Source organism: Thermococcus radiotolerans (assembly GCF_002214565.1).
Classification (GTDB): domain Archaea; phylum Methanobacteriota_B; class Thermococci; order Thermococcales; family Thermococcaceae; genus Thermococcus; species Thermococcus radiotolerans.
Genome location: NZ_CP015106.1, coordinates 920,105 through 943,513, shown reverse-complemented (window position 1 = coordinate 943,513; position 23,409 = coordinate 920,105). Strand labels below are relative to the sequence as shown.

Annotated in this window: 18 protein-coding genes and 1 tRNA gene; 8 read left to right on the top strand and 11 right to left on the bottom strand. The window is 55.4% G+C overall.

Annotated elements, in window-relative coordinates; all coding sequences use genetic code 11:
- The first annotated feature begins 30 nt into the window (after window positions 1–30).
- A complete protein-coding gene (locus A3L10_RS05075; protein WP_088866672.1) occupies window positions 31–348 on the top strand; it encodes a P-II family nitrogen regulator in 318 nt (105 codons plus the stop codon).
- Window positions 349–360: 12 nt separating this feature from the next.
- Here the strand turns inward: A3L10_RS05075 and A3L10_RS05070 are convergent, their stop codons facing one another.
- Both A3L10_RS05070 and A3L10_RS05065 read right to left on the bottom strand, forming a co-directional pair.
- Complete coding sequence (locus A3L10_RS05070) at window positions 361–1,089, bottom strand: alpha-glucosidase (RefSeq protein WP_088866671.1); 729 nt, start codon at window positions 1,087–1,089, stop codon at window positions 361–363.
- A 158-nt stretch (window positions 1,090–1,247) separates the two neighbouring features.
- Window positions 1,248–2,834: a sodium-dependent transporter gene (locus A3L10_RS05065; RefSeq protein WP_088866670.1), complete on the bottom strand. Its 1,587-nt coding sequence runs from the start codon at window positions 2,832–2,834 to the stop codon at window positions 1,248–1,250.
- Window positions 2,835–3,446: 612 nt separating this feature from the next.
- Here A3L10_RS05065 and gdhA point away from each other — a divergent pair.
- Window positions 3,447–4,706, top strand: coding sequence for a glutamate dehydrogenase (gdhA, locus tag A3L10_RS05060; protein WP_088866669.1), 1,260 nt, complete (start codon window positions 3,447–3,449; stop codon window positions 4,704–4,706).
- A gap of 57 nt (window positions 4,707–4,763) precedes the next feature.
- On the opposite strand, the gene A3L10_RS05055 is transcribed toward gdhA, so the two are convergent.
- Together A3L10_RS05055 and A3L10_RS05050 are read right to left on the bottom strand one after the other, a co-directional pair.
- Window positions 4,764–5,126, bottom strand: coding sequence for a potassium channel family protein (locus A3L10_RS05055; protein WP_088866668.1), 363 nt, complete (start codon window positions 5,124–5,126; stop codon window positions 4,764–4,766).
- A gap of 4 nt (window positions 5,127–5,130) precedes the next feature.
- The gene (locus A3L10_RS05050; protein WP_088866667.1) at window positions 5,131–6,294 is read right to left on the bottom strand and encodes a hypothetical protein; all 1,164 of its coding nucleotides are present in this window, start codon (window positions 6,292–6,294) and stop codon (window positions 5,131–5,133) included.
- Between the two features lie 118 nt (window positions 6,295–6,412).
- Between A3L10_RS05050 and psmB the strand changes: the two genes are divergently transcribed.
- Genes psmB through rpiA form a run of 5 tightly spaced genes read left to right on the top strand, consistent with a single transcriptional unit; the run spans window position 6,413 to window position 11,403 of the window.
- The gene (gene psmB / locus A3L10_RS05045; protein ID WP_088866666.1) at window positions 6,413–7,024 is read left to right on the top strand and encodes an archaeal proteasome endopeptidase complex subunit beta; all 612 of its coding nucleotides are present in this window, start codon (window positions 6,413–6,415) and stop codon (window positions 7,022–7,024) included.
- 10 nt (window positions 7,025–7,034) lie between these two features.
- A complete protein-coding gene (locus A3L10_RS05040) occupies window positions 7,035–8,981 on the top strand; it encodes a beta-CASP ribonuclease aCPSF1 (protein ID WP_088179929.1) in 1,947 nt (648 codons plus the stop codon).
- A 6-nt stretch (window positions 8,982–8,987) separates the two neighbouring features.
- Complete coding sequence (locus A3L10_RS05035) at window positions 8,988–10,322, top strand: pyridoxal-phosphate dependent enzyme (RefSeq protein WP_088866665.1); 1,335 nt, start codon at window positions 8,988–8,990, stop codon at window positions 10,320–10,322.
- A 39-nt stretch (window positions 10,323–10,361) separates the two neighbouring features.
- Entirely contained in the window at window positions 10,362–10,715 is a 354-nt protein-coding gene (locus A3L10_RS05030; protein WP_335755147.1) for a hypothetical protein, read from the top strand.
- 4 nt (window positions 10,716–10,719) lie between these two features.
- Window positions 10,720–11,403: a ribose-5-phosphate isomerase RpiA gene (rpiA, locus tag A3L10_RS05025; RefSeq protein WP_088866663.1), complete on the top strand. Its 684-nt coding sequence runs from the start codon at window positions 10,720–10,722 to the stop codon at window positions 11,401–11,403.
- Window positions 11,404–11,897: 494 nt separating this feature from the next.
- On the opposite strand, the gene A3L10_RS05020 is transcribed toward rpiA, so the two are convergent.
- The 7 genes from A3L10_RS05020 to A3L10_RS04990 form a co-directional block, all read right to left on the bottom strand.
- Window positions 11,898–11,985, bottom strand: a tRNA-Leu gene (locus A3L10_RS05020).
- 83 nt (window positions 11,986–12,068) lie between these two features.
- On the bottom strand, window positions 12,069–12,737 hold the full coding sequence (upp, locus tag A3L10_RS05015; RefSeq protein ID WP_088866662.1) for a uracil phosphoribosyltransferase: 669 nt from the start codon (window positions 12,735–12,737) through the stop codon (window positions 12,069–12,071).
- Window positions 12,738–12,787: 50 nt separating this feature from the next.
- Window positions 12,788–14,242 (bottom strand): MATE family efflux transporter, encoded by a 1,455-nt coding sequence (locus tag A3L10_RS05010; RefSeq protein WP_088866661.1) that lies wholly within the window; start codon window positions 14,240–14,242, stop codon window positions 12,788–12,790.
- A 38-nt stretch (window positions 14,243–14,280) separates the two neighbouring features.
- Window positions 14,281–15,675, bottom strand: a complete 1,395-nt coding sequence (locus A3L10_RS05005) for an MATE family efflux transporter (RefSeq protein WP_088866660.1) — start codon at window positions 15,673–15,675, stop codon at window positions 14,281–14,283.
- A gap of 138 nt (window positions 15,676–15,813) precedes the next feature.
- Entirely contained in the window at window positions 15,814–18,165 is a 2,352-nt protein-coding gene (gene ppsA, locus A3L10_RS05000; protein WP_088866659.1) for a phosphoenolpyruvate synthase, read from the bottom strand.
- 135 nt (window positions 18,166–18,300) lie between these two features.
- Window positions 18,301–19,695, bottom strand: coding sequence for an ArnT family glycosyltransferase (locus A3L10_RS04995; protein ID WP_088866658.1), 1,395 nt, complete (start codon window positions 19,693–19,695; stop codon window positions 18,301–18,303).
- A gap of 57 nt (window positions 19,696–19,752) precedes the next feature.
- Window positions 19,753–22,212 (bottom strand): glycosyltransferase family 39 protein, encoded by a 2,460-nt coding sequence (locus A3L10_RS04990; protein ID WP_088866657.1) that lies wholly within the window; start codon window positions 22,210–22,212, stop codon window positions 19,753–19,755.
- 55 nt (window positions 22,213–22,267) lie between these two features.
- Here A3L10_RS04990 and A3L10_RS04985 point away from each other — a divergent pair, with 55 nt between their 5' ends.
- Window positions 22,268–23,317, top strand: a complete 1,050-nt coding sequence (locus A3L10_RS04985; RefSeq protein WP_088866656.1) for a hypothetical protein — start codon at window positions 22,268–22,270, stop codon at window positions 23,315–23,317.
- Window positions 23,318–23,409 lie beyond the last annotated feature (92 nt).

The following is a 23,409-nucleotide window of genomic DNA, read 5'->3' as shown; positions in this document are numbered from 1 at the left end:
GAGTTTCTACAAACTATCTATGTGGTTGCCATGAAAAAGGTTGAGGCGATTATTAGGGGAAACGATTTCGACCGCGTGAAGAGCGCCCTCAAGCAGATAGGCATCGTGCCCCTGACGGTCTATCCTGTACAGGGGAGGGGCGTTCAGGGAGGCGTTCCGCCCTACGACCTTCTTCCGAAGATGAAGATCGAGATCGTCGTGAAGGACAGAGACCTTGAGAAGGTGATTGACGTTATCATCAGGAACGCGAGGAGCGGAACACCAGGAGACGGGAAGATATTCGTAATCCCCGTGGAAGACGCGATCAGGATAAGAACGGGGGAGAGGGGAAACGAAGCCCTCTACTGAGGGCTTTCTTTTTTAGAGGAAAGCGTGCCTGTGCTTGTAGAGCATGTAGCTTGCGTACCCGAGCAGGATCAGCGTGGCAGCTCCGAGAGTGCCTATGAGTGCTACGATCCCCTGGGCGAACGATATGCTCCTTCCAAAGGCCTCCGCTATTCTGGCTAGCTCATTCGGGTCGTTAAACGCGTAGATTGCATACCTTATCGAGAACGCCCCCATGACCATCGGAATGGGCATCACGGCGAACGAGAGCATCAGGCCAAGGTTGCCCCTCTTTCTCAGGCTTAGCATCGCCAGGAGCGTGGGTATTATCAGTATCAGCGCGGTGAACGCGTACATCGGGCCAAATATGCCCGAGACGATGTAGAACGGGATCATTCCCGCGAGGAACGCAAAGTACGCCCGGCGGAGAACCTTGACCTCGCCAGCGAAATCGTACGGCGCAACCTTGGAGTACTTGTTCATCGCGGTGACGTCCTTCATGTACTCCTTCTCGCCAACCTTCTCGATGTACTTGTCGTTTGTGTTGTTCTTGAGCTTGACTGCCCTCTTCAGGAAGAAGTTGGCCAGCTCCTCGTTGTCCACTTCGAGGTTATCGGCGAGTTCTAGAAAATTCCTCTTGGCTTCATTGAGGAGCCGGAGAGCTTTCTGTTTGTTCTTGTCCGAAAGAGCTTTGAGTGAGTTTATTCTTTTTTCAACATCCTCTAATGTCTGTGCAACATCTCGCAGAATCTCTGAACTCCTCATTAAACCGCACCTCCCAAATGTAAAAGAAAAGAAGGCTTTAAGCCTTTTGCTGTTTCTCATGGTGTAGGAGCTTGGTAATGCTCCAGTACATCATGATGAATATCGTGCCCCATGCAAATACCAGGAATGCAAGTGCGCCTGTGTCCATCTTCACCACCTCAGAGCTTTATTAGCACCTCGTTCTTTGCAAGCTCCTCACCGTACTTCTTCTTGATGGCCATGTATGCCTCAATGGCACCGATGATGATTATCACGAGGATAACTATCCTCGCCCTCATGACGATCGGCACTGCATCTGGGTAGGCTCCTCCAAGGACACCTTCAACGTAAGCCTTGGAAACGTGGAAGCTGAGTGCACCCATCTTGTAGTAGTCCCAGGTGTTTCCTCCGAGGAGGATTATCATGAAGAGCGGTGCTATGAAGACCATTATTGGCTTGAACCAGCTGGGCACGTTGATGAAGGCACCCTTGTGGAGCTCCTCCCAGAAGTTGTCTGGCTTGAAGAGCCATACTGCAACGATGACGTCAAAGAGACCGAGCAGTACCAGGAAGTAGCTGCCGACCCACATATCGAGCTCGCTGAGGTAGACGAGGCTGCTGTCAAGGGCAACGGGTAGTCCAAGCAGGAACAGGAATATGAAGACCAGCCAGGTTCCGATCTTCCTGTCGATGTGAATGTCCTCTTCGATCATAGCGACGAGGTAGTTGTATGTTGCTATGGCTGAGGTGAATCCTGCGAACCAGAGGAGCAGGAACCACATGGCACCGAATATCTGTCCTCCAGGCATGTGCATGAAGACGTTGGGTAGGGCCATGTAGGCCAGACCGACACCGCTCTTGACGGCCTGCTCGGGACCGAGGTAGGCGAAGGCTATTGGGATAGCGAGCGAACCACCGAGGATGACCTCTGCGAACTCGTTGAGTGAGACCGTCGCGAGACCGCTGAGGGCAACGTCGTCCTCAGGACCGAGGTAGCTGGCGTAGTTGTGGATGATACCCATACCGAGGGACAGCGTGAAGAATATCTGTCCTGCCGCTGCCAGGCTGATCTTGAAGAAGTTCTGGCTTAGTACCTCGAAGTTTGGCTTCCAGATGTACTCGAGACCCTTAATAGCGCTCCATTCCGGTTTCACTGGTGAGCCAAGGGTAAGTGCCCTAATAACCAGGAGTATAGCGAACACGTACAGGAGGGGCATCATAACCTTGACCCAGCGCTCAATACCCTTGCTGACACCCTGTCCAACCGCTATTCCGAGGATAACCATTGTCAGTCCCCAGAAGGTTATGACCGCACCTGTGTTGGAGACGTAGTCAACGAAGAACTGCACTGTGTCTTTACCGAAGTAGGCTCCCGTGAGGCTGTAGTAGGTATAGGCTGCTGACCAACCAATGATCTGGTAGTAGTACGAGCTCAGCAGCGAAGCGACTGAAAACGCCAGCATTCCGCCGATAATACCGAATATCAACGCTGTCTTGGGCTTCAGGCTTTCCCTGGCCATCAGGTAGAACATGGGTCCGATGGTACCGTGTCCGTACTTACCGCCGTACCTTCCTGTGGTCCACTCAATCCACATCACTGGGATACCCAGGAAGAACAGCGCTATGAAGTACGGTATCATGAACGCTCCGCCACCGTTACTGGCGAGCTGGTACGGGAACCTCCAGAAGTTACCAAGACCGATGGCGTTGCCTGCCATCGCTAAAATCAAACCGATCTTTGTAGCCCATTGATCTCTTTGTTCCACACAATTCACCCCCGTTCTTAAATGTATGGGCTTTAGTACCCCGTGTACTGCGCCGGGGCATTATGTATAAGGCAAGGCATTCTATAAAAAGCTTTCTAATAGCTTTTTTCGACAAAAGACGATTTACTCAAGCGTTAAACCAAGGTAACCACGCCCTCGTCATTTTTTTAATACGTTAATAGGGGGTAAACGCCTTTTTGACATTATGACAATCAAAAGACCAAAATAATGCAAAATGACGAACCTTCTTCCGACAATACCCGCCAAAATATTTAACTGAAGGCGATTACAATTGTAATGGTGCCCGATGATTGGAACGCGAGTGATCTGAAGGGATGATGACCGACTTCTCGCTGAGGGCGCCCGTTTCAATATCGTTTCATGCATTTATATTCAACGGTGCTTTTTTATGTGCGTCGATGTATAGAAAATCTTGGATGTACATCCCTCTTTTTGCCCGAAGATTTTGGGAGGGTTTTTCTTTTCGTCGAAAATTTCCATATATAACTTTTTGTTTAAAATTAACCGTTCTCCGGCCTCCTTTATCGAAAGGTTTATATATGCAAATGCCTAAGAGCCTATCGCAAATTACCGAAACCCGAGGTGGTAAAGATGGTCGAGATTGACCCGTTTGAGATGGCCGTTAAGCAGCTCGAGAGGGCTGCCCAGTTCATGGACATAAGCGAAGAGGCCCTTGAGTGGCTCAAGAAGCCCATGAGGATTGTGGAAGTTACCGTCCCGCTTGAGATGGACGACGGTTCTGTTAAGGTTTTCACCGGTTTCCGCGTTCAGCACAACTGGGCCCGCGGTCCGACTAAGGGCGGTATAAGGTGGCACCCGGCCGAGACCCTCAGCACCGTTAAGGCCCTCGCCACCTGGATGACCTGGAAAGTTGCCGTCGTTGACCTCCCCTACGGTGGAGGTAAGGGTGGTATCATAGTCAACCCGAAGGAGCTCTCCGACAGGGAGAAGGAGAGGCTCGCCAGGAACTACATAAGGGCCATCTACGACGTCATTAGCCCGTGGACTGACATCCCGGCCCCGGACGTTTACACCAACCCGCAGATCATGGCCTGGATGATGGACGAGTACGAGGTCATCAGCAGGAGGAAGGGCCCGAGCTTCGGTGTCATCACCGGCAAGCCGCCCGGAGTTGGCGGTATCGTCGCCAGGATGGACGCCACCGCCAGAGGTGCCAGCTTCACCGTCAGGGAAGCCGCCAAGGCCCTCGGTATGGACCTCAAGGGCAAGACCATCGCCATCCAGGGTTACGGTAACGCCGGCTACTTCATGGCCAAGATCATGAGCGAGGAGTACGGCATGAAGGTCGTCGCCGTCAGCGACAGCAAGGGCGGCATCTACAACCCGGACGGCCTCAACGCCGACGAGGTCCTCAAGTGGAAGAGGGAGCACGGCTCAGTCAAGGACTTCCCAGGTGCGACCAACATCACCAACGAGGAGCTCCTCGAGCTCGAGGTCGACGTCCTCGCCCCGAGCGCCATCGAGGGTGTTATAACCAAGGACAACGCCGACAAGATCAAGGCCAAGATCGTCGCCGAGCTCGCCAACGGTCCGACCACCCCGGAGGCCGACGAGATCCTCCACGAGAAGGGCGTCCTCATCATACCGGACTTCCTCTGTAACGCCGGCGGTGTTACCGTCAGCTACTTCGAGTGGGTCCAGAACATCAACGGCTTCTACTGGACCGTCGAGGAGACCAGGAAGAGGCTCGATGACAAGATGACCAAGGCCTTCTGGGACGTCTACAACACCCACAAGGAGAAGGCCATCCCAATGAGGGATGCCGCCTACGTCGTCGCCGTCCAGAGGGTCTACGACGCCATGAAACACCGCGGATGGGTGAAGAAGTGATTTCTTCTCCCCTTTTCTATTCGTTTCTGTTCGTCTGAGAATTAATGAGAAGAGATTCTAAGCCTTTTTGACCCTCCCCTGGTAGAGCCTCGATATCGCCTGCATCGCGGCTGCGACCATTATTCCCGTCATTATCATTCCCAGTATCGGCAGCACGAGGGCGCAGAGGAGCTTTGACACAGGTGTTGTGGGGGTTATGTCCCCGTAGCCGACGGTGAAGGCGGATATGAAGGCGAAGTATATTCCGTCCCCGATGCTCAGGGATTCCTGGAGGGAGAGCATCACCCCGAAGACCACTATTATCGTAAAGAGGCCGAGGAGAATGCTTTTGACGTAGTAGAGGACCCTCAAAAATTCATGGAAGAAGGTGCGAAAGCCTATGAGCTCAATCTCGAGCCCTTCCTCTGTCTTCTTCTCCATCCCCTCACACCTTCGCCCAGTATTCCTTCTCCTCAATCATCGCCCTTATCATCTCGTCCTCATCCTTGAACATTGTCCTCCGCGATGGGTTCTGCATGCCGTAGAACTCCATGAACGGGCTCGGCCGTCTCTTGAACGGGTAGTAGAGATATATCGCCGCCAGAGTCCTGTACGCCTCGGCCATCTCGCTGATAACGCCGGCGGAAACGCCTTCCGCGTAGTGGTAAACCGCTATGGCCTTGCTAACGTCGACGAGGTTGAAGTCCCTCTCGACGAGCTGGCGCCTCAGTATGTCCGTGGCCTGCTCTATGTCCTCCCTGTCAAGCTCCTCCACCTGTTCACCGTCCAGGAGGTGTTTGATTCTGATGCGCGTTATCGAGGGGTCCCTGTTGACCTGGGCGTCGTACTCGGCGACCACCCACCAGTCATCCAGTGCCCCAGGATCGAGAACCGTGAAGTGCCCGCTCAGTTTGTTGTAGAAATCCCTAACGCGGTGGTAGTACTCCTCCTCGTGGCCGGTCATTGGGTAGCTGAGGTATACGAGGGGCTTCTCGGCCTCGTGGAATATCAGATCAAGAAAGACATGGTAAGGGTGCCTTATGCCGAACTGGAGGATATAGCGGACCTCGATGCCTTCCTTCTTCAGCTCATGTATCAGGGTTTTGACGTGGTTTATGGCATCCTCGCGCCACATAACGAGGGTCGTCAGCTTGATGTTCTCTGGGTTCTCGCCGAAGCGCTCGAACCACTCCGGGTCGTTGATGATGCGCCGTCTGACCGAGAGGACGTCGTCGAGGACTATTATCACGCGGTTTGGCCTCAGAAGCTTCAGATTGCTGGTTGTGAACCCGATGACGCTTCCGCTTCCCCAGCGGAAGAGGCTCGGGGTTGAAACGAGATGAAAGCCTCTATCACTCTCGTCTATTTCCTTTCTTATTCTATTGAAAGCCTCGTCCCGTATCTCGTTCATCAAATCCTGGTGGCTTATGGCGAAGTCGAGAACGTTCTTCCTCGTTATCTTGACGCCCAGCTCCTTTCCGACCTCCCTGATGTAGTCGAAGACGTGGTAGTAGGCGTAGCTCTCCCCGTCAGCGAGCTTCAGCGCCTCGGTTATGTACTCGTCCCGTCCGTTGAGCGGCGGCCCGGTGAGCAGGATAACTTCCTTCATCATACCACCCCACTGTGTCTAAACGTACACTTCGGACGAAACCTTTAAATACTATTCCCCTAAACTGGCGTTGTAGAGGTTCTTCTATTCTAAAAACATACCAGCAGGGGTGTTGTAATTGGCTGAAAAGCTAAAGGGAACGACTACGGTCGGCATTGTATGTAAGGACGGCGTCGTCCTAGCGGCGGACAGGAGAGCATCGCTCGGCAACATGGTGCTTTCAGAGAGCGTTACCAAGGTGTTCCAGATAGACGACCACCTGGCCTTGGCCGGTGCGGGGAGCGTTGGAGACATACTCTCGCTCGTTAGGCTTCTGAGGGCCGAGGCCAAGCTGTACAGGGCGAAGGTTGGGTATGAAATGAGCGTGAAGGCCCTTGCTACGCTGACTTCTAACATCCTTCACGGCAGCAGGTTCATGCCGTACTTCGGCTGGTTTCTCATAGCCGGCCACGACGAGAAGCCCGGGCTGTACTCGATAGACATGGCCGGGGGCATTACAGAGGATAAGTTCACCGCCGCGGGCTCTGGAATGGAGTTTGCCTTCGCGGTTCTGGAGGATAGCTACACCGAGGACATTAAGCTGGAAGAGGGCATAAAACTTGCCCTCCGGGCGATAAAAGCCGCCACAAGGCGTGATGTTTTCACCGGGGAGGGAATAACCCTCGTTACCGTGACAAAGGACGGCTACAGGGAGCTGAGCAAGGAGGAGATAGAGGCTCTTCTAAAGTGAGGTGGTGACTTTGATAAGGAGAGAAACTTTCGTTGATGACATATTACGGGACATAAAGGCCGTTATAAGTCAGATGGTCCCCAGGGAGGCCAGGATAACCGACGTCGAGTTCGAGGGGCCGGAGCTGGTCATATACGTCAAGAACCCCGAGGCCATAATGCAGGACGGGGAGCTCATCAAGAACCTTGCTAAGGTGCTCAAGAAGCGCATCAGCGTCCGCCCTGACCCGGAGGTTCTTCTTCCGCCGGAAAAGGCCGAGGAAATGATAAAGCAGCTCGTTCCACCGGAGGCAGAGATAACCAATGTGAGCTTTGACCCATCAGTTGGAGAGGTCCTCATAGAGGCCAAGAAGCCGGGTCTGGTTATAGGAAAGAACGGCGAAACCCTGAGGCTCATAACCCAGAGGGTTCACTGGGCCCCCAGGGTCATAAGGACTCCCCCCCTCCAGAGCCAGACCATCTACTCCATAAGGCAGATACTCCAGGCCGAGGCGAAGGACAGGAGGAAGTTCCTCAGGCAGGTTGGGCGGAACATCTACCGCAAGCCCGAGCTGAAGAGTGAGTGGATTAGAATCACCGGTCTTGGAGGCTTCCGTGAGGTTGGAAGGAGTGCGCTCCTTGTCCAAACCAACGAGAGCTATGTTCTCGTTGACTTCGGCGTTAACATAGCTGCACTCAGGGATCCCAAGAAGGCCTTTCCACACTTTGAGGCGCCGGAGTTTAGGTACGTCCTCGATGCCGGCCTGCTTGACGCCATCATCATAACCCACGCTCACCTCGACCACAGCGGAATGCTGCCGTACCTCTTCCGCTACAAGCTCTTCGACGGGCCGATATACACCACTCCCCCGACCAGGGACCTGATGGTGCTTCTCCAGCAGGACTTCATCGAAATACAGCAGATGAACGGCGTTGAGCCGTTGTACCGCCCGAGGGACATCAAGGAGGTCATCAAGCATACCATAACACTCGACTACGGCGAGGTCAGGGACATAGCCCCAGACATGAGGCTTACCCTCCACAACGCAGGTCACATTCTCGGCTCGTCCATCGTCCACCTCCACATAGGCAACGGTCTCCACAACATAGCCATAACCGGCGACTTCAAGTTCATTCCGACGAGGCTCTTCGAGCCCGCTGTGAGCAGATTCCCGAGGCTTGAGACGCTCGTCATGGAGTCCACCTACGGAGGAAGCAACGACTACCAGATGCCGCGTGAAGAAGCTGAGAAGCGCCTGATAGAGGTTATCCACCAGACGATAAGGAGGAAGGGCAAGGTTCTGATTCCTGCTATGGCGGTCGGTAGGGCCCAGGAGATAATGATGGTCCTCGAAGAGTACGCCCGCGTTGGCGGCATAGAGGTGCCAATCTACCTCGATGGAATGATATGGGAAGCTACGGCAATCCACACGGCCTACCCGGAGTACCTCAGCAGGCACCTCCGCGAGCAGATATTCCACGAGGGCTACAACCCGTTCCTCAACCCGATATTCAAGCCCGTCGCCAACAGCCGTGAGAGGCAGGACATCATAGACAGCGGAGAGCCCGCGATAATCATAGCGACATCGGGCATGCTCGTCGGTGGACCGAGCGTCGAGTACTTCAAGCAGCTCGCCCCCGACCCGAAGAACAGCATGATATTCGTCAGCTACCAGGCCGAGGGAACCCTCGGAAGGCAGGTTCAGAGGGGCTTGAGGGAGATACCGCTAGTTGGAGAGGGCGGAAAGACCGAGGTCGTCAAAGTCAATATGGAGGTCCACACCATAGACGGCTTCTCCGGTCACGCCGACAGGAGGGAGCTGATAAGCTACATAGCGAGGCTGAGGCCCAGGCCCGAGCGCGTCATAACCGTCCACGGCGAGCCCCACAAGTGCCTCGACCTGAGCACCAGCATCCACAAGAAGTTCGGCCTGTCGACGAGGGCACCTAACAACCTCGACGCCATAAGGCTGAAGTGATGCCCGATGCAGGTTCGCTGTCCAAGCTGCGGGAGGCTCTATTCCTCCCTTATTCCCCTAACCTGCTCCTGCGGTGAACCCCTTGGAATAACCTACGACTACGATAACGTGGACGTTTCTGCTTGGAGGGACCGGAAACCCGGTGTCTGGAGGTACCGTGAGCTTCTCCCCGATGTGAGGAAAGTCATCAGTCTGAACGAGGGCGGAACGCCCCTTCTGAAGGCAAAACTTGGCGAAGAGCTGGGATTGAACGTATTCATCAAGGACGAGACCCGGAACCCCACGGGCTCCTTCCGCGACAGGCTCATCACGGTCGCCCTTTCCTACGGTCTCCCCTACGCCGAGAACGGCTTCGTGGTTGCGAGCAACGGAAACGCGGCCGCTTCCCTGGCTGCTTACTCCGCGAGGGCGGGTGTCGATGCGTACACCGTCGTGCCCAGATTGATAGAATCCGGAAAGCTCAACCAGATAGTGGCCTTTGGTGCCAAGGTTATACGCTACGGCGAGAGCGTTGATGAGGGCATAAGCTACGCGGAGGGATTGGCCGAGGGGAAAGGGCTCTACAACGTAACGCCAGAGAGCAACATCATCGGCCTTGAGGGGCAGAAGACACTCGCCTTTGAGCTCTGGGAGGAGCTGAACCCGACCCACGTGGTGGTTCCGACCGGCAGCGGGAGCAACCTCTACAGCATCTACAAGGGGTTCGTTGAGCTCATGGAGATAGGGGCCATCGAGGAGATGCCAAAACTTATCGCCGTTCAGGCCGAGAAGTGTTCCCCCATAGCGAGCGAAATCCTGGGCGTCGAGCCGAGGGCGGAGCCGACCAAGGCGCTGGCGCTCTACGTGAAGAACCCCGTGATGAAGGAGCTCGCACTCCGGGCCATACACGAGACCGATGGAACCGCGGTGATGGTCGGCGAGGATGAGCTTGACCTCGGGCAGAGACTGCTCGCCGGTGAGGGGGTCTTCGCGGAATACGCTTCGGCGGTGATAGTTCCCGCCCTGCTCAAGCTGGCGGAGGAGGGCTACTTTGAGAGGGACGACAGGATAGCGCTCATTGTGACCAGCTCAGGTCTCAAGGGGCACTACTCCGAGACCAGGGAGAAGTTCAGCATAGGGGGAACGAAGCTCGACATCCTGAGGCTCCTCAGCGAGAGGGTCATGTACGGCTACGAGATATGGGAGGCCCTTGAGAAGCCCCTGAAGTACCAGGCGGTTTACCAGCACCTCCGCGAGCTTGAAAGTCTGGGTTTGATAGATGAATCCCACAGAAAGGGCAGGCGCGTCTACTACAGGCTGACGGATAAGGGCCGCAAGTTCCTGGAGACACTGTCCGAGTAACGGAAAGGTTTTAAAAGGTCTTTTTAAAGCTAAGCGTAGGTGAAGAACGTGGAGCTGGCAATTGAACACAAGTTTTCACTCTCAGTTTACCTCTGGGGACTCATCTGTGGCCTGGTCAGTGGCATCGCCGCCGCGAAGTTTCAGTACGGCTGGATGATAGGCGTCGCCATGTTCCTGGTCATCGATAAGGTAGTCATGGCCATCATAAAGGAGCTGCCGCCCGACATCGAGGAGGAGCGTCTTATACTCAGGAAGGCCTTCTTTGGCTGGTTCCTGTTCTGGTTATACTTCACCATGCTCAGCTACACTCTGATGGTCAGCTTCCAGCCCCAGTTCTACTCAAACCAGAGCCTGCTGTATCAACTCACGCAGAACGGAACGGTGATGGGGTGAGCCTATGGAGGAATTCAAGAGGGCCGTCGCTAAGGAGGCGTTGAAGTTCATCGAGGACGACATGATAGTCGGCCTCGGCACAGGCTCCACCACCGCTTACTTCATCGAGTACCTCGGCAAGCTCATAATGGAGGAGGAGCTCGAGGACGTCTACGGTGTTCCCACCTCCTACCAGGCCAGGCTCCTCGCCCTTGAGAACGGCGTTCCGGTAGTTGGTCTGGACGAGGTGGATGCGATTGACATCGCCGTTGACGGCGCCGACGAGGTTGACCCGCACCTCAACCTCATCAAGGGCCGCGGTGCGGCGCTCACCATGGAGAAGATAATCGAGTACCGCGCCGGAACGTTCCTCGTTCTCGTTGACGAGGGCAAGCTCGTGGAGAGGCTTGGCCAGAGGATGCCGGTTCCCATCGAGGTGATTCCGGCAGCTTGGCGCGCCATAGCCGAGGAGATAGAGGTCTTCAACGCAACGGCAGAGCTCAGGATGGCGAGCAAGAAGGACGGGCCGGTTGTTACGGACAACGGCAACTTCATCCTCGACGCCAGATTCCACCGCATAGACGACCCGCTCGACCTTGAGATAGAGCTCAACAACATTCCGGGCGTCGTGGAGAACGGCATCTTTGCGGACATAGCCGACATAGTCCTCGTTGGCACCAAGGACGGTGTCAAGAAGCTGGAGCGCTGAAGTTTTTCATTTTCTGCAGGCTTCGTTTTGACTCTTGTTCAAGTACGTCATAATCGTACGTATTCTTTCCGCTGTCCGTTAAGGACGTACCAAAAGTTAGTAGCTCCTTACAGAAAGTCCACTACAAGGATTGTCCCAACACTCATAAAACCTGCTTTCCTATATGAGAACACTCTCAAACGGCTTTAACAAGGGGTTTACTTCTCTTGACGCCCTTCTGGCGTCGATTTAAAAGCAAATCCATACCAAAAGAAGCAATCCACAGGTTCTCCACCCCCAAATGCACCATCAAGGAGAGAAATCACATGAGAAACTCGGAATTTTGAAAAGGCGCTACAATCTTTGATGAAACTTTGCACAAGAAAATTTCTGGGGGTGTGGGGGCGTTAGCCCCCCAGTAGTTTAAAGAGAAACGGGGTTGTGGGGCGTAGCCCCACTATGGGGGTTTGAGAGTACAGAGAGATAAGGGGGCGGAGCCCCCTTGTCTTTCGTTGTGGTGCGGGGGAGGGGATTTGAACCCCTGAACCCCTGCGGGAGTGGATCTTGAGTCCACCGCCTTTGACCAGGCTCGGCAACCCCCGCGCACTGCGGGTTTCAAAAAGAATAACAAAAGGCTGGCTTATAAATTTAACGTCCCCGCGCGGAGAAAACGGAAAGGGGGGACCTCAAACCTTAATCGGCGCACCGAAGGCCCTGTCGCCGGCGTCTCCAAGGCCGGGCAGGATGTAGCCGTGGTCGTTGAGCTCCCTGTCTATGGCCGCCACAAACATCTCAACGTCCGGGTGGGCTTCCTTTATCCTACTTATTCCCTCGGGGGCCGCGAGAACTCCAACTATGACGTAGCGCTTGGCCTTTCCGTACTTCTTGACCTCTTCGAGAACCTTGATGAGCGTTGAACCGGTTGCTATCATTGGGTCTGCTACGATGACGGTGTCCTCCTCCCTTATCTGCGGCACCTTGACGTACCTCATCTCTATCTCGAACTTCGGCGCCTTTCCGCGGGAGGCCGAAACGATACCAACGCGGGCATGGTCGAGGACCTTGATGAGGCCCTCCATGAGGGGTATCGCCGCGCGGAGAACGGTGATTATGACGACGTTTCGCCTGTCCTTGACTATCGTTCCGGTTGTCTCCTCAAGCGGCGTTTTTATCGGAACCCTTTCGACCTCCATCGTCTTGGTCAGCTCGTAGGCCATGTAGCGGCCGAGCTTGACGAGTCCCTTTCTGAACGGTATTGGCCCCGTTTTCTCGTCCCTCAGCTCCGTCAGAATCTCCATGATGAACGGGGAGTCCTCAAAGGAGTAAACACCCTTCCACCGCTTGTCCTCTATCATCGCTCTCACCGGTGGTGGGTCGGGGGAAGGGTTTATTAGCCTTCCGGCTGTCAAGCCGTGGCCTTCTCGGGCTCGGTTTTTGCTTTCTCCTCGATTATCCGTCTCATCCATGTTCCGCGCAGGAACCAGGCGAGGGCGACTATCGCGGCTATAAAGTTGCTCATTCCCATTCCGAAGAACACTCCCTTGCTCGTGAAGTTGAAGAGTTCGGCCAGGGGTATGGTGATTCCAAGGACGGTGATGGCTCCTATGTAACCGAAGGCATAGCTGAGCGGAATCCTTAGGCCCCAGAGGCGGAATATCCCGAGGGCCATGCTCTTCTTGGTGTGGCCGGCGGAGCTGAAGGTTCTGTTCACGACTATGAAGATTCCGTTGAAGAAGGGCACCGAGATGAGGAAGTACTTGAGAACGACCTCGCTCTCCTTGATCACAGCCGGGTCGTTGAGGAACACGCGGAATATCTCGACGCAGAAGACCCCGATTATCAGTATCGCAAGGCTCGCTATTGTGAAGTTTATGGCCATCGTCCTCTCGGCTATCCTCTTGGCCCTTTCGTAGTTCTCCGCCCCAACGTTCTGGGCTATCATCGTTCCCATTGCCATGCTTATGCCGCGCGAGATGCTCGTGAGGAAGTTAACCAGCCTGGTGGTTATAACGTAGGCGGCGTAGGTGACATCGCCGAAGCCGAAGATTATCCTCGTGAGGATGACGAAGCCGAAGCTGTTCGCCGACTGTCCGATGCTCGACGGCAGGCCGACCTTGAATATCTTCTTGTAGAACTCAAAATCGGGCTTGAGGCTCTCAAGGCTCAGGCTCAGTCCAACTCTATCTGTGAAGAGGAGGTAGAGGCCAATGAAAGCTCCTACCGAGTTGGCAAAAACCGTCGCTATGGCGGCTCCGGCAACGCCCAGCTCAGGGAAGCCGAGCCAGCCGAATATCAGGATTGGGTCGAGGATTATGTTTATTGCCACCGTGAGGAGGGTTATCTTGACGGGCGTCTTCGTGTCTCCAGTCGCCCTTACGAGGGCCCCGAAGGCCATGAAGGTGAAGGAGAAGGGAATGCCGAGGAATATTATCGTCGCGTAGGTGAGCGAGTATGGATAGACGTTCTCGCTGACCTTCATGAAGTGCAGGGCGTAAGGTAAGAGGAGCGTTCCGATTATGGCAGTTGCCGTCGCGAAGAACAGCATGAGTGAGTAAAGGGCCCCAGCCGAGCGGTTGGCCTTCTTGTACTCCCCCGCCCCGATGTACTGCCCGACGAAGGCGAAGCCCGCCGTCGTGAAACCCATGCCCAGCGCCATGAGGGTTCCGATTATCGGCCAGGTGACGCCGGGGGCCGAGAGCGCTTCCCTCCCGAGTTTACCTAGCCAAAATGTGTCCGTGATGTTATAGACAACCTGGACTAGGTTGTTAACGATAAGCGGACCCGCCAGAACGAGAAGGGTTTTCTCTATGGGCCCAGTCAGTATCTCCTCACGCATCCTCTGGATTTTCTCGCCCCTCATGTGCTATCAGACCGCAATCGAAACGGTGATATATAAAGTTACCCCTTCTCCTCTATGATGCGACTCATCCAGCTTCCGGTCAGGAACCAAGCGAGCGCAACAACCGCGCCGAGAACGTTGCTCAGGCCCATCCCCAGCCACATCCCGGCCGTGTCCTTCACGAGGATTCCAAGGCCGTAGCTGAGGGGGAGCCTCAGCCCCCAGAGACGGAACATGCTCAGCACCATGCTCTTCTTGGTGTGGCCGGAACTCTGGAAGACGTTGTTCACCGCCGAGAAGATGCCGAAAAACGGCAGCGATGCGGAGAAGTACTTAACGACCTTGGCGCTCTCCGCTATTATCGCTGGGTCCTTGATGAAGAAGCTGAATATCTCGACGCGGAAGAGGGCGAAGAGGAGCGTTCCGACGCTCAGGATGGCGAAGTTTATCGCCATCGTCTTCTCGGCTATGGTCTTGGCCCTCTCGTAGAGCTTCGCACCAACCGTCTGGCCGACCATAGTGCCCATAGCCATGCTTATGCCGTCCGAGAAGGCGAACATGAAGTTGGTGAGCCTGTTGGTTATCGAATAGGTCGCGAAGGCCACATCTGCCTCACCGAACTGACCACCGAGGGTGAAGATTATCCTCGTGAGTATGACGAAGCCAAGGGCTGTGGTTGACGAACCAACACTTGAGGGTATGCCGACGCGGAAGATGCGCTTGTAGAACTCCCAGTCCGGCTTCAGGCCCTCAAGCGTAAGGTGTATTCCAACCTTTCCCTTGAAGAGGAGGTAACCGCCAACGACCGAACCCAGGCTATTGGAGAGCATCGTGGCTACGGCAGCACCGACGACCCCGAGCTCCGGAAAGCCCGCCCAGCCAAAGATGAAGAACGGGTCCAGGACCAGATTGAGAAGCACAGTGGCTATGTTTATCTTAACCGGTGTTTTGGTGTCGCCTATGGCCCTCAGGAGGAAGTTGAAGGCAAAGAGCGTGAAGGCAAAGGGTATCCCGGCGAAGATGACGCGGGTGTAGTCGAGTGCGTAGGGGTAAACGGTCTCGCTCACGTTCATGAACTGGAGGAGGTACGGGGCGGAGATAACTCCGAATATCCCAACACCGATGGCGAAGAACATCATGAGGGAGTAGAGTGCCCCCGCGGCGCGGTTTGCCTTTTCGTACTCCCTCGCTCCGACGTACTGGCTGACAAAGGCGAAGCCCGCTGTAGCAAACCCCATGCCTATCGCCATAAAGAACCAGACGAGGGGCCACGCCGTTCCCGGAGCGGCTAGTTCCTCCCTTCCGAGCTTCCCGAGCCAGTATGTGTCGGTGAGGTTGTAGAGAACCTGGACGAGCTGGTTTATGATTAAAGGATAGGCTAGCACTATGAGCGTTTTCACTATCGGTCCACTGACGATCTGGTCGCGCATTGCCTCTACTTTGTCGCTCCTCATTGAGACGGCTATCGAAACGTTGGTATAAAAAGTTTATTGTGGATAAAAGAGCCAGCGACCAGAGCTTCTCCATTTACCTGGAGAAACTCCGTTGAAGTCGTAGTAAACGGTAGAAACGAAGAGAAAAGGGAAGAAAGCTCACTCGAAGAGAGCCTTCCTGGCGGCCTCGAGCCTGAGCCTGGCCTCTTCCCTGGCGACGGTCTTCCTGACGAGCTCGACGGCGTCCGGGTTGGCGCTGACGCTGTCGATGCCGAGCCTGACGAGGAGCTTGACCATCTTCGGGTCGCTGCCGGCCTGGCCGCAGATGCTGGTCTCGACGCCGTACTTCTTGCAGGTCTTGATGACGTTCTCGATGAGCTTGAGCACTGCCGGGTGCTTCTCGTCGTAGAGCTTGAAGACCCTCTCGTTGTCCCTGTCGATGGCGAGGGTGTACTGGGTGAGGTCGTTGGTACCGAAGCTGATGAAGTCGATGCCCTCCTTGATGAGGTCCTCGATGATGAGGGCACTCGCTGGGGTCTCGATCATGACGCCCCACTCGACGTCCTTGTGCGGAACGAGGCCGACCTCAAGGGCGATCTCCTTGGCCCTCCTGACCTGCTCCGGGTGGCTGACGAGCGGGAGCATGACGCCGATGTTGTCGTAGCCCTCGTCAACGAGCCTCTTAATGGCCTTGAACTCGGCCCTGAGAAGCTCCGGCTGGTCGAGACCGCGCCTGATTCCTCTCCAGCCGAGCATCGGGTTCCTCTCTTCGGGCTCCTCTTCTCCGCCCGGAAGCTCACGGAACTCGTTGGTCGGGGCGTCGAGGGTCCTGTACCAGACGCGCCTCGGGTAGAAGGCCTCGACGACGGTCCTGATACCCTCGACGAGCTTCTCGATGAGCTCCTCCTCCTTGCCCTCCCTGATGAATTTGATCGGGTGGGCGCCTATGCCGAGGATCATGTGCTCAGCGCGAAGGAGACCGACACCGTCGGCGCCGGTGGCTGCGGCGCGCTCGGCAACCTCGGGCATGGAGACGTTGACCTTGACCTCGGTCGCTGTAACGAGCGGGGCACCGGCAACGACGACCTGGCCGGCGGCCTTCTCTTCCTCCTCCTTCTTGACGAGGCTCTTGACTATGCCCTCGTAGACGACACCCCTGGTACCGTCGACGGTGACGAGCATGCCATCCTTGAGGACCTTGGTGGCCTCCTTGGTACCGACGACGGCAGGGATACCGAGCTCCCTGCTGACGATGGCGGCGTGGCAGGTCCTTCCGCCCTCGTCGGTGACGATAGCGGAAGCCCTCTTCATGGCCGGAACCATGTCCGGGTTGGTCATGGTGGTAACGAGAACGTCGCCCTCCTTGACCTTGTCGATCTCGCTGGCGTCGAAGATGACGACAACCTTACCGGCACCGATGCCCGGCGAGGCTCCGAGACCCTTGAGGAGAACCTTCATCTCCTCGGTCATCTCGGCCTCCTCGGTCTTGACCTCCTCCTTGAGGGTGGTGATCGGCCTGCTCTGGACGATGTAGAGCTTGCCGTCGTCCTTGTCGTAGGCCCACTCGATGTCCTGCGGCCAGCCGTAGTGCTCCTCGATCTTGGCACCGATCTTGGCGACCTCGATGATCTGCTCCTCGGTGAGAACCTGCTTCTCAACGTACTCGGGACCGAGGAAGTCGGCGACCTTGACGTAGATGGTACCCTTGCCGGTCTCCGGGTTGCGGACGACCATGACTTCCTTCTTGGCGATGTACTTCTCCTTTATCTTCCAGGTGCCCTTCTCGACGATGTACTCGTCCGGGGAAACGCTGCCGCTGACGACGGCCTCACCGAGGCCCCAGGCGGCGTTGATCATTATCTCGTTCCTGTCGTTGGTGACCGGGTTGGCGGTGAACATGACACCGCTGGTCTCGCTGTTGACCATCTTCTGGACGACAGCTGAGAGGTAGACCTTGCTGTGGTCGAAGCCCTGCTTGGCCCTGTAGAAGGTAGCGCGGGCAGTCCAGAGGCTGGCCCAGCACTTCTTGACCTTGTCTATGACGTCGTCAACGCCGTAGACGTCGAGGTAGGTCTCCTGCTGGCCGGCGAAGCTGGCCTCAGGAAGGTCCTCAGCGGTGGCAGAAGAGCGAACGGCAACGTAAACGGCGTCCTTGTTGAACCTCTGGGAGAGCTCCTTGTAAGCCTTCTCAATCTCCTCGGCGATCTCCGGGAGCATCGGGAGCTCAATTATCTTCTGTCTGATCTTAGCGGTGTTCTCCTGGAGCTGCTTGGAGTCATCAACGTTGGTCTCGGCGATGACGCCCATAATCCACTCCTGGAGGGTCTTACCATCCTCGAGCTTGACGTTCTCGACGAAGTACTTGTAGGCCTCGGCGGTGACGCAGAAGCCGGGCGGAACCGGAATACCGGCGTTGGTCATTTCTCCAAGGTTGGCACCCTTTCCGCCAACAAGAGCGACGTCGCCCTTTCCGAGTTCCTCAAACCACTTTATAAATTTGTATTCGCTCATGCGAATCCCTCCACAATCGTTTACTGCGGGTGATATATCGAGGGTTCATATTTAAAATTAACTATCCAAGGCTGTTCTCTGGCGTACAGGAATGAAAAAGAAGGCAAATGTGTCCATTAGGGGAATAAGGGTTCCCTAAAACTTTCTAACGTAAACAATAAAGTCCCCGTTTTGGAATTCCCTCGCAATCCTGTAGTTTCCGCTGCTCTCTATGTTAAGCGCAGGGTCCGATTTCATGCGGACTATGACGTCGTAGCGGCCCTCGGAGATGCGCTCCCTCACCTGAGGGACGTCCATTATTACCTGAATGGTTGCGTTCGGATAGTAGAGGCCGGCCATTGTATACATTTTCTGCGAAACCAGCAGCCAGTCCGCGGGATAGTTCTCCGAGGCGTACTCAAAAACCTCCACGTAGATTGCCCCCTGCTCGTCCCAGTCGCCCTTGAGGGCCGAGGCGTCCCTGCAGATGGGCACCAGGAAGAGCACCAGGAGCAGAACAGCAACGTGCCTTTTGTATTCCACAGCTTTGGTGGCCTCTGAGAGTGCCTTCGAGATTCCCCACAGCCCGTGGGCAGCGAGGAGTGCCAGGGCGGGTGAGAGGAAGGTTATAAACCTCTCCTCCTTGTGGGTCACGGTCATTATGCCGAGCAGACCAACGAAGAGCCAGCTAATCAGGAGCCAACCCTCTTCGTCTTTCTTGAGCAGGATGAATCCTATTGCTGCCAGTAGGGCGATTACCCCGATTGTGTTGACGAGCATTCCGATGTAGTCAAAGGCCGATACGGGGGGCGCGTTGGTCACGTACTGGGTTGCAACGCTGAAGGGTTTGAAGGCTCCACCGTAGTGGAGGTGCCCCATGTACAGCCAGGGAAGGAGCGTTATCGCCAGCAGGGCGAAGCCGAGGGGGTACTCCCTCTTCTTTGCCCATTCCCAGTGCTCGGTCAGGTACAGGTACGCCACCATAACCCCGATTATTGACAGACCCGTGTACCTGGTGAGTATCGCTATCCCCGCAACCACGAAGGACAGGTATATCCTCAGGGGAGCCTGATTTTTCTTCCCCGTGTAGAGGAGGTACACCGCGAGGGTGTAGAAGAAGGTGAACTCGCTGTGAACGAGCTCCCTGGTCCCCATCGCGAATGCCAGGGGGTTGAAGATGTACAGCGCGGCAGCCAGGGTGGCCTTAACGCTGTCATTCCACATCCTGACGGCGAAGAGGTACACGAGGCCGGCGGTCAGCGAGTAGAAAACCGCCGACACCAACCGGGCGATTGTCACATGGTGTTCCGGCGAGAAAAACCTGAAGAGCACGGCCAGGGTGTAGACGTAAACGGGCGGGCGGTACATCATGTAGGTGCCCTGGTACGTGTAGTTCGTTATCCCGTGGAGGAGGTTCCTGGCTATGTCGATGTAGAGCGCCCCGTCGTAGGTTATGGTCCTTGAGGGGAGCGTCATGACCGCAAGAACTAGTGTGAAGAGTGATATTCCCCCTGCCGTCAGCAACTCTCCCTTCCTTGAAGTCCCCGGCATGCTGATCCCCCTTACTCTTGTTGGTGTTACTATTTAAACATTTCGAGATTAAAAAAATCAGTCGAACTCCAGCAGGGGATGGGTCCTGAGGAGTTCGTTCAGCATGTCAATGGCCCTCTCACTGCCGTAGGCGTAGCCGAAGTAGCGATACATCGTGAGCACCGCGTCGAGTGGATGAACCTCTCTGTTGGGGTCGAAGGTATCCTCGATGAACCTGAGCGTCTTCTCCTCGGCATCCGTGAGCCCGGCCACGTGATAGATGTAGACCATCTGAGCGTATGTCGCCCTGGAATACGCGTATTCGTATTTCTCGGCCTTGAGCTTTCCGCTCTCCTCCTGCTCTCCCGTCATCCACTGGGCGGCCTTCTTAACGGAGTCCAGAACGCTCTCGTTGCCCGTCAGCTGATAGTACCTCGCGAGGCTCGAGGCAACCGCTATGGTGGTACCGAGGTTATCGTTCCAGCTCCCATCTCCCTTCTGCTCCTTCAGCAGCTGGTCGACGATGTTCTTCTCCGTCGTGGAGTTCAGGATGCCGAGATCCTTGTAAACGGGAAGCATGAGGGCGTTGGTCACCATCCCTCCGTGGGGATCCTTGGGGGTCGTCATGAAGTAGTCCTCGCGTTCCCTGTCCTCCAGCAGCTTGAGCGACCTCTCCTTTCCGTCGAAGTTAACGTCCTTCAGGGGTTCGAGCGTGTATGAGGTGTACAGCGTAAAGTCGTTGGGCGGAATGCCCCATGGGAATGCTCCGTTATCCATCTGCTTGTACGAAAGCCAGCGAAGGAGCCAGTCCTTTCTCGCTTTGAAGCTCTCATCGCCGGTTCTTTGATAGAGGCGCGAGTACAGGTCGACCATCCACGCGTTGAGGTTGAAGTACGCCTTGTACCTGCTGTCGAAGTCGGCGTAGTTGTATCCTGTCCAGAACTTCTCCAGGAAGTTCACCAGCGGGGAATAGTTGCCGGTGTAGTTCACCGGGAACGGTTGCTCCATCTTCAGAGTTGGCTCCGGAATGAAGTGGTATATCACCGAACCGCCGTTGCAGAACTCCAGCTTGAAGTGGGTGTCGTAGGGGGCGTACTCCATGAGGCCGTAGCGAATGAAGCCGTAGGAATAGCGCTTCCTATCAGCGAAGATGTAGCTTACGTTGTATTTTCTCATGAGGTAGTACGCCCACTCCCTCTGGTTCGAGCTGAACATCACGACGTGATCGGAGTACGCCTGTGTGGCCTCCTGAACCGTCGGAGCCTCCCCGAAGAAGCCCTGGTAGACCTTCTTCCAGATGACGACGTCCTTCCTCTTCGTGTTGCCTATCAGCAGGTACCCCATGTCCCACCAGACGAGTATCGTGGCGTTTTCCGGTGTGTTCTGAACTATCCACTCGTAGGCCTCTTTATCGCTCACCGTTGGAGCCTCAACGTATTTATAGGTCCCGTAAACGCCCTGGGCGAGGGGGGAGACCAGGATCAACAGGATTACGAGCGAGGTGAGCCACTTCTTTCTTGATATCCCCTGTATCCACTCCGCACCGAAGCCCTTAACGCCCTCGAAGGCTTTTCTGAGCGTTGGGCCTATGACAGGGAATATGACGTCAATGAGGTACTCGGCGGCCATTGCGGAGAGCGGTATGGCCGCGTAGGGGTCACGGAAGCGGAATGAGATTCCGCCGGCGAATATGAATGCCCACGCCCACAGAACAAAGCCGCGCCTTATGCTGTCGCGCCTGAAGTAGTATGGGCTCGCTATCGCTCCGAAAACGAGCTGAACGACTCCTATCCACTTGAAGTATCCGAGGAAGCTGACCTCGCTCCTCTGGAGCCTCAGGGCGAGCTCTCCCAGCGTGGAGTGTACGAAGGAAACCTGCGTGTAGGCGAGGAGCGCAACCACCGCAAGGGCCACGAAGTAGTGAAGATGCCGCTTTATGAAATCCCACCAGTACGAGACGAGCACGAGGAGCGCGGCTAGGACGAAGAATATCCATCCCCTGTGGGTCACCATGTATATAGCGAAGACGAGCGCCAGCGGGATTAGGTCAGGGATTCTCTTCGATTTGAGGAACCTTATTCCGAAGAGCATGCTGAGGGAGAAGAGGAACAGCCCCAGGTTCTCGGGTATGTACAGGCTCGTTCTGTAGATGAAGTTCGGAGCAAACGCCAGAAGGGTCACGGCGAGGAGCGCACGCTTTTTATCCTCCATGAGCTCCTTAAAGGCGAGATAGAAGCCGAGAACGGCCAGGGTACCGTAGACCGCGGGGAGAACGAAGAACAGGTAGTCCGATGGGAAAATCTTGTAGAATGCGGCTCCGATTATGTGGAACAGGGGAGGGTAGCTGTACGCCCGGAGGCCGAGCAGGGAGGGGATATCCTTTGATATGGAGTCCAGACCGTAGTGGACGATTCTTAGGGTTATATCCTTGTGAAGGTATTCATCGTAAGTGGCAAGCAGGAGCGTCCTGTGGGGTATTAACCTAACGATGAAGGACGCGATGAGAAGCAGCGGGAGGTAGAGGCTCTCCTTTTTCATTCCACGACACCCCTCAAGTTTTTAAGTCCTTTTCTTAACATTAATTGGTGGTAAAGTGAGGGGGTTAAAAATCTTTAGCCTTGCCTTCTTTTCGTACCTCGCCCTTTCACTGTACGCCAACTATTTCGACGGGGAGCTCGCGGAGGTTATATACTCCCGCGGTTTGGAGCCTTCGATGCTCCTTCTGGGAACGGTCTATGCCGTTGCGTTCTTCTCTGTCTTTGCCCTGGGATATGTTTCCAGGATAAAGCTCAGCCCGGCTTTTTTAGCGGTGCTCTTCCTGGTGCTTTCCTTTCATGACTTTCCCGTGGTTCCTACCCTGGCGGTTCTGGTTTTGATCGCCTACCGGCTCCGGATAAACCCCTTCCGGCTGTTTCCTCACATCTCCCTCCTCGTTGCCCTCCTGATTCCGCTCAGCCTCTACATCGTAATCGGGGTCCCATTCTTCGAGCGCGCCCTCAGGTACGAGCTCGTCGGCCCCCTGGTGCTGGCAGCCATTCTGGCCGTCATCGGAATGGCGTATTCCAAGGTTTCCCTTCGCTGGAAGACCTTTCTGGTCGCGGTTTATTCCATTCTGTTCTTCCTGGGAACGTTCCGCTCCCTGGTCCTTCTGGTGTACCTCGCCTACTTTCTGGTGGTCTACCTGGACTATCCGGAGCTCAGGAGATGGCTGGCTGCCCTCAGCACGGTTCCTCTCTTCCTGATACTCGGAATGAGCGGCGGATTAAACGCCGTTCTTGTCAGGATAGGGTTCACCTTCCTTGTTTTCCACAATCTAGTCCGCCTTTCGCTCCCTTGGGGCTTCTTCCACGGTGCGCTGCTCTTCAGCGATAATCCCCGTCACCTTGTAGCCTCTATGTTCGGCGCGTCCACCAACTACACCTACTTCTTTTTCGGACAGCCCATAGCCGATTTTGGCATCCTAGGGATTTTAGAGGCATTTCTGCTTGGGACGTTCCTCTACAACAGCGAGCGGAGCAAAGAAAGCTTTGTGGTCGTGTTGTCGTTGATGCTGTACTCCCTTGATCCCGGTGTGGATGCGTTCGTGATGTTATTCATCGCGGGGACTCTGCTATTCTTAGCCTCCGAGCCGGATGTAACATAAAGGAAGGTCACTAATGTTCTAGAATAATCATCCAGGTTGTAATATGGCTGCTAAGGTTGGTTATACATCCCTGTGGTGCGAAACGTTTATAT

Excerpts from the sequence above, each read along its gene's own strand:
- A3L10_RS05035 (WP_088866665.1), top strand. The coding sequence starts at position 8,988 with ATGCAGGTTCGCTGTCCAAGCTGCGGGAGGCTCTATTCCTCCCTTATT.
- A3L10_RS05055 (WP_088866668.1), bottom strand. The coding sequence starts at position 5,126 with ATGGAGAAGAAGACAGAGGAAGGGCTCGAGATTGAGCTCATAGGCTTT.
- A3L10_RS05010 (WP_088866661.1), bottom strand. The coding sequence starts at position 14,242 with ATGAGGGGCGAGAAAATCCAGAGGATGCGTGAGGAGATACTGACTGGG.
- gdhA (WP_088866669.1), top strand. The coding sequence starts at position 3,447 with ATGGTCGAGATTGACCCGTTTGAGATGGCCGTTAAGCAGCTCGAGAGG.
- upp (WP_088866662.1), bottom strand. The coding sequence starts at position 12,737 with ATGATAGAGGACAAGCGGTGGAAGGGTGTTTACTCCTTTGAGGACTCC.
- A3L10_RS05005 (WP_088866660.1), bottom strand. The coding sequence starts at position 15,675 with ATGAGGAGCGACAAAGTAGAGGCAATGCGCGACCAGATCGTCAGTGGA.
- A3L10_RS05075 (WP_088866672.1), top strand. The coding sequence starts at position 31 with ATGAAAAAGGTTGAGGCGATTATTAGGGGAAACGATTTCGACCGCGTG.
- A3L10_RS04990 (WP_088866657.1), bottom strand. The coding sequence starts at position 22,212 with ATGAAAAAGGAGAGCCTCTACCTCCCGCTGCTTCTCATCGCGTCCTTC.
- A3L10_RS05050 (WP_088866667.1), bottom strand. The coding sequence starts at position 6,294 with ATGAAGGAAGTTATCCTGCTCACCGGGCCGCCGCTCAACGGACGGGAC.
- rpiA (WP_088866663.1), top strand. The coding sequence starts at position 10,720 with ATGGAGGAATTCAAGAGGGCCGTCGCTAAGGAGGCGTTGAAGTTCATC.
- ppsA (WP_088866659.1), bottom strand. The coding sequence starts at position 18,165 with ATGAGCGAATACAAATTTATAAAGTGGTTTGAGGAACTCGGAAAGGGC.
- A3L10_RS04995 (WP_088866658.1), bottom strand. The coding sequence starts at position 19,695 with ATGCCGGGGACTTCAAGGAAGGGAGAGTTGCTGACGGCAGGGGGAATA.
- A3L10_RS05070 (WP_088866671.1), bottom strand. The coding sequence starts at position 1,089 with ATGAGGAGTTCAGAGATTCTGCGAGATGTTGCACAGACATTAGAGGAT.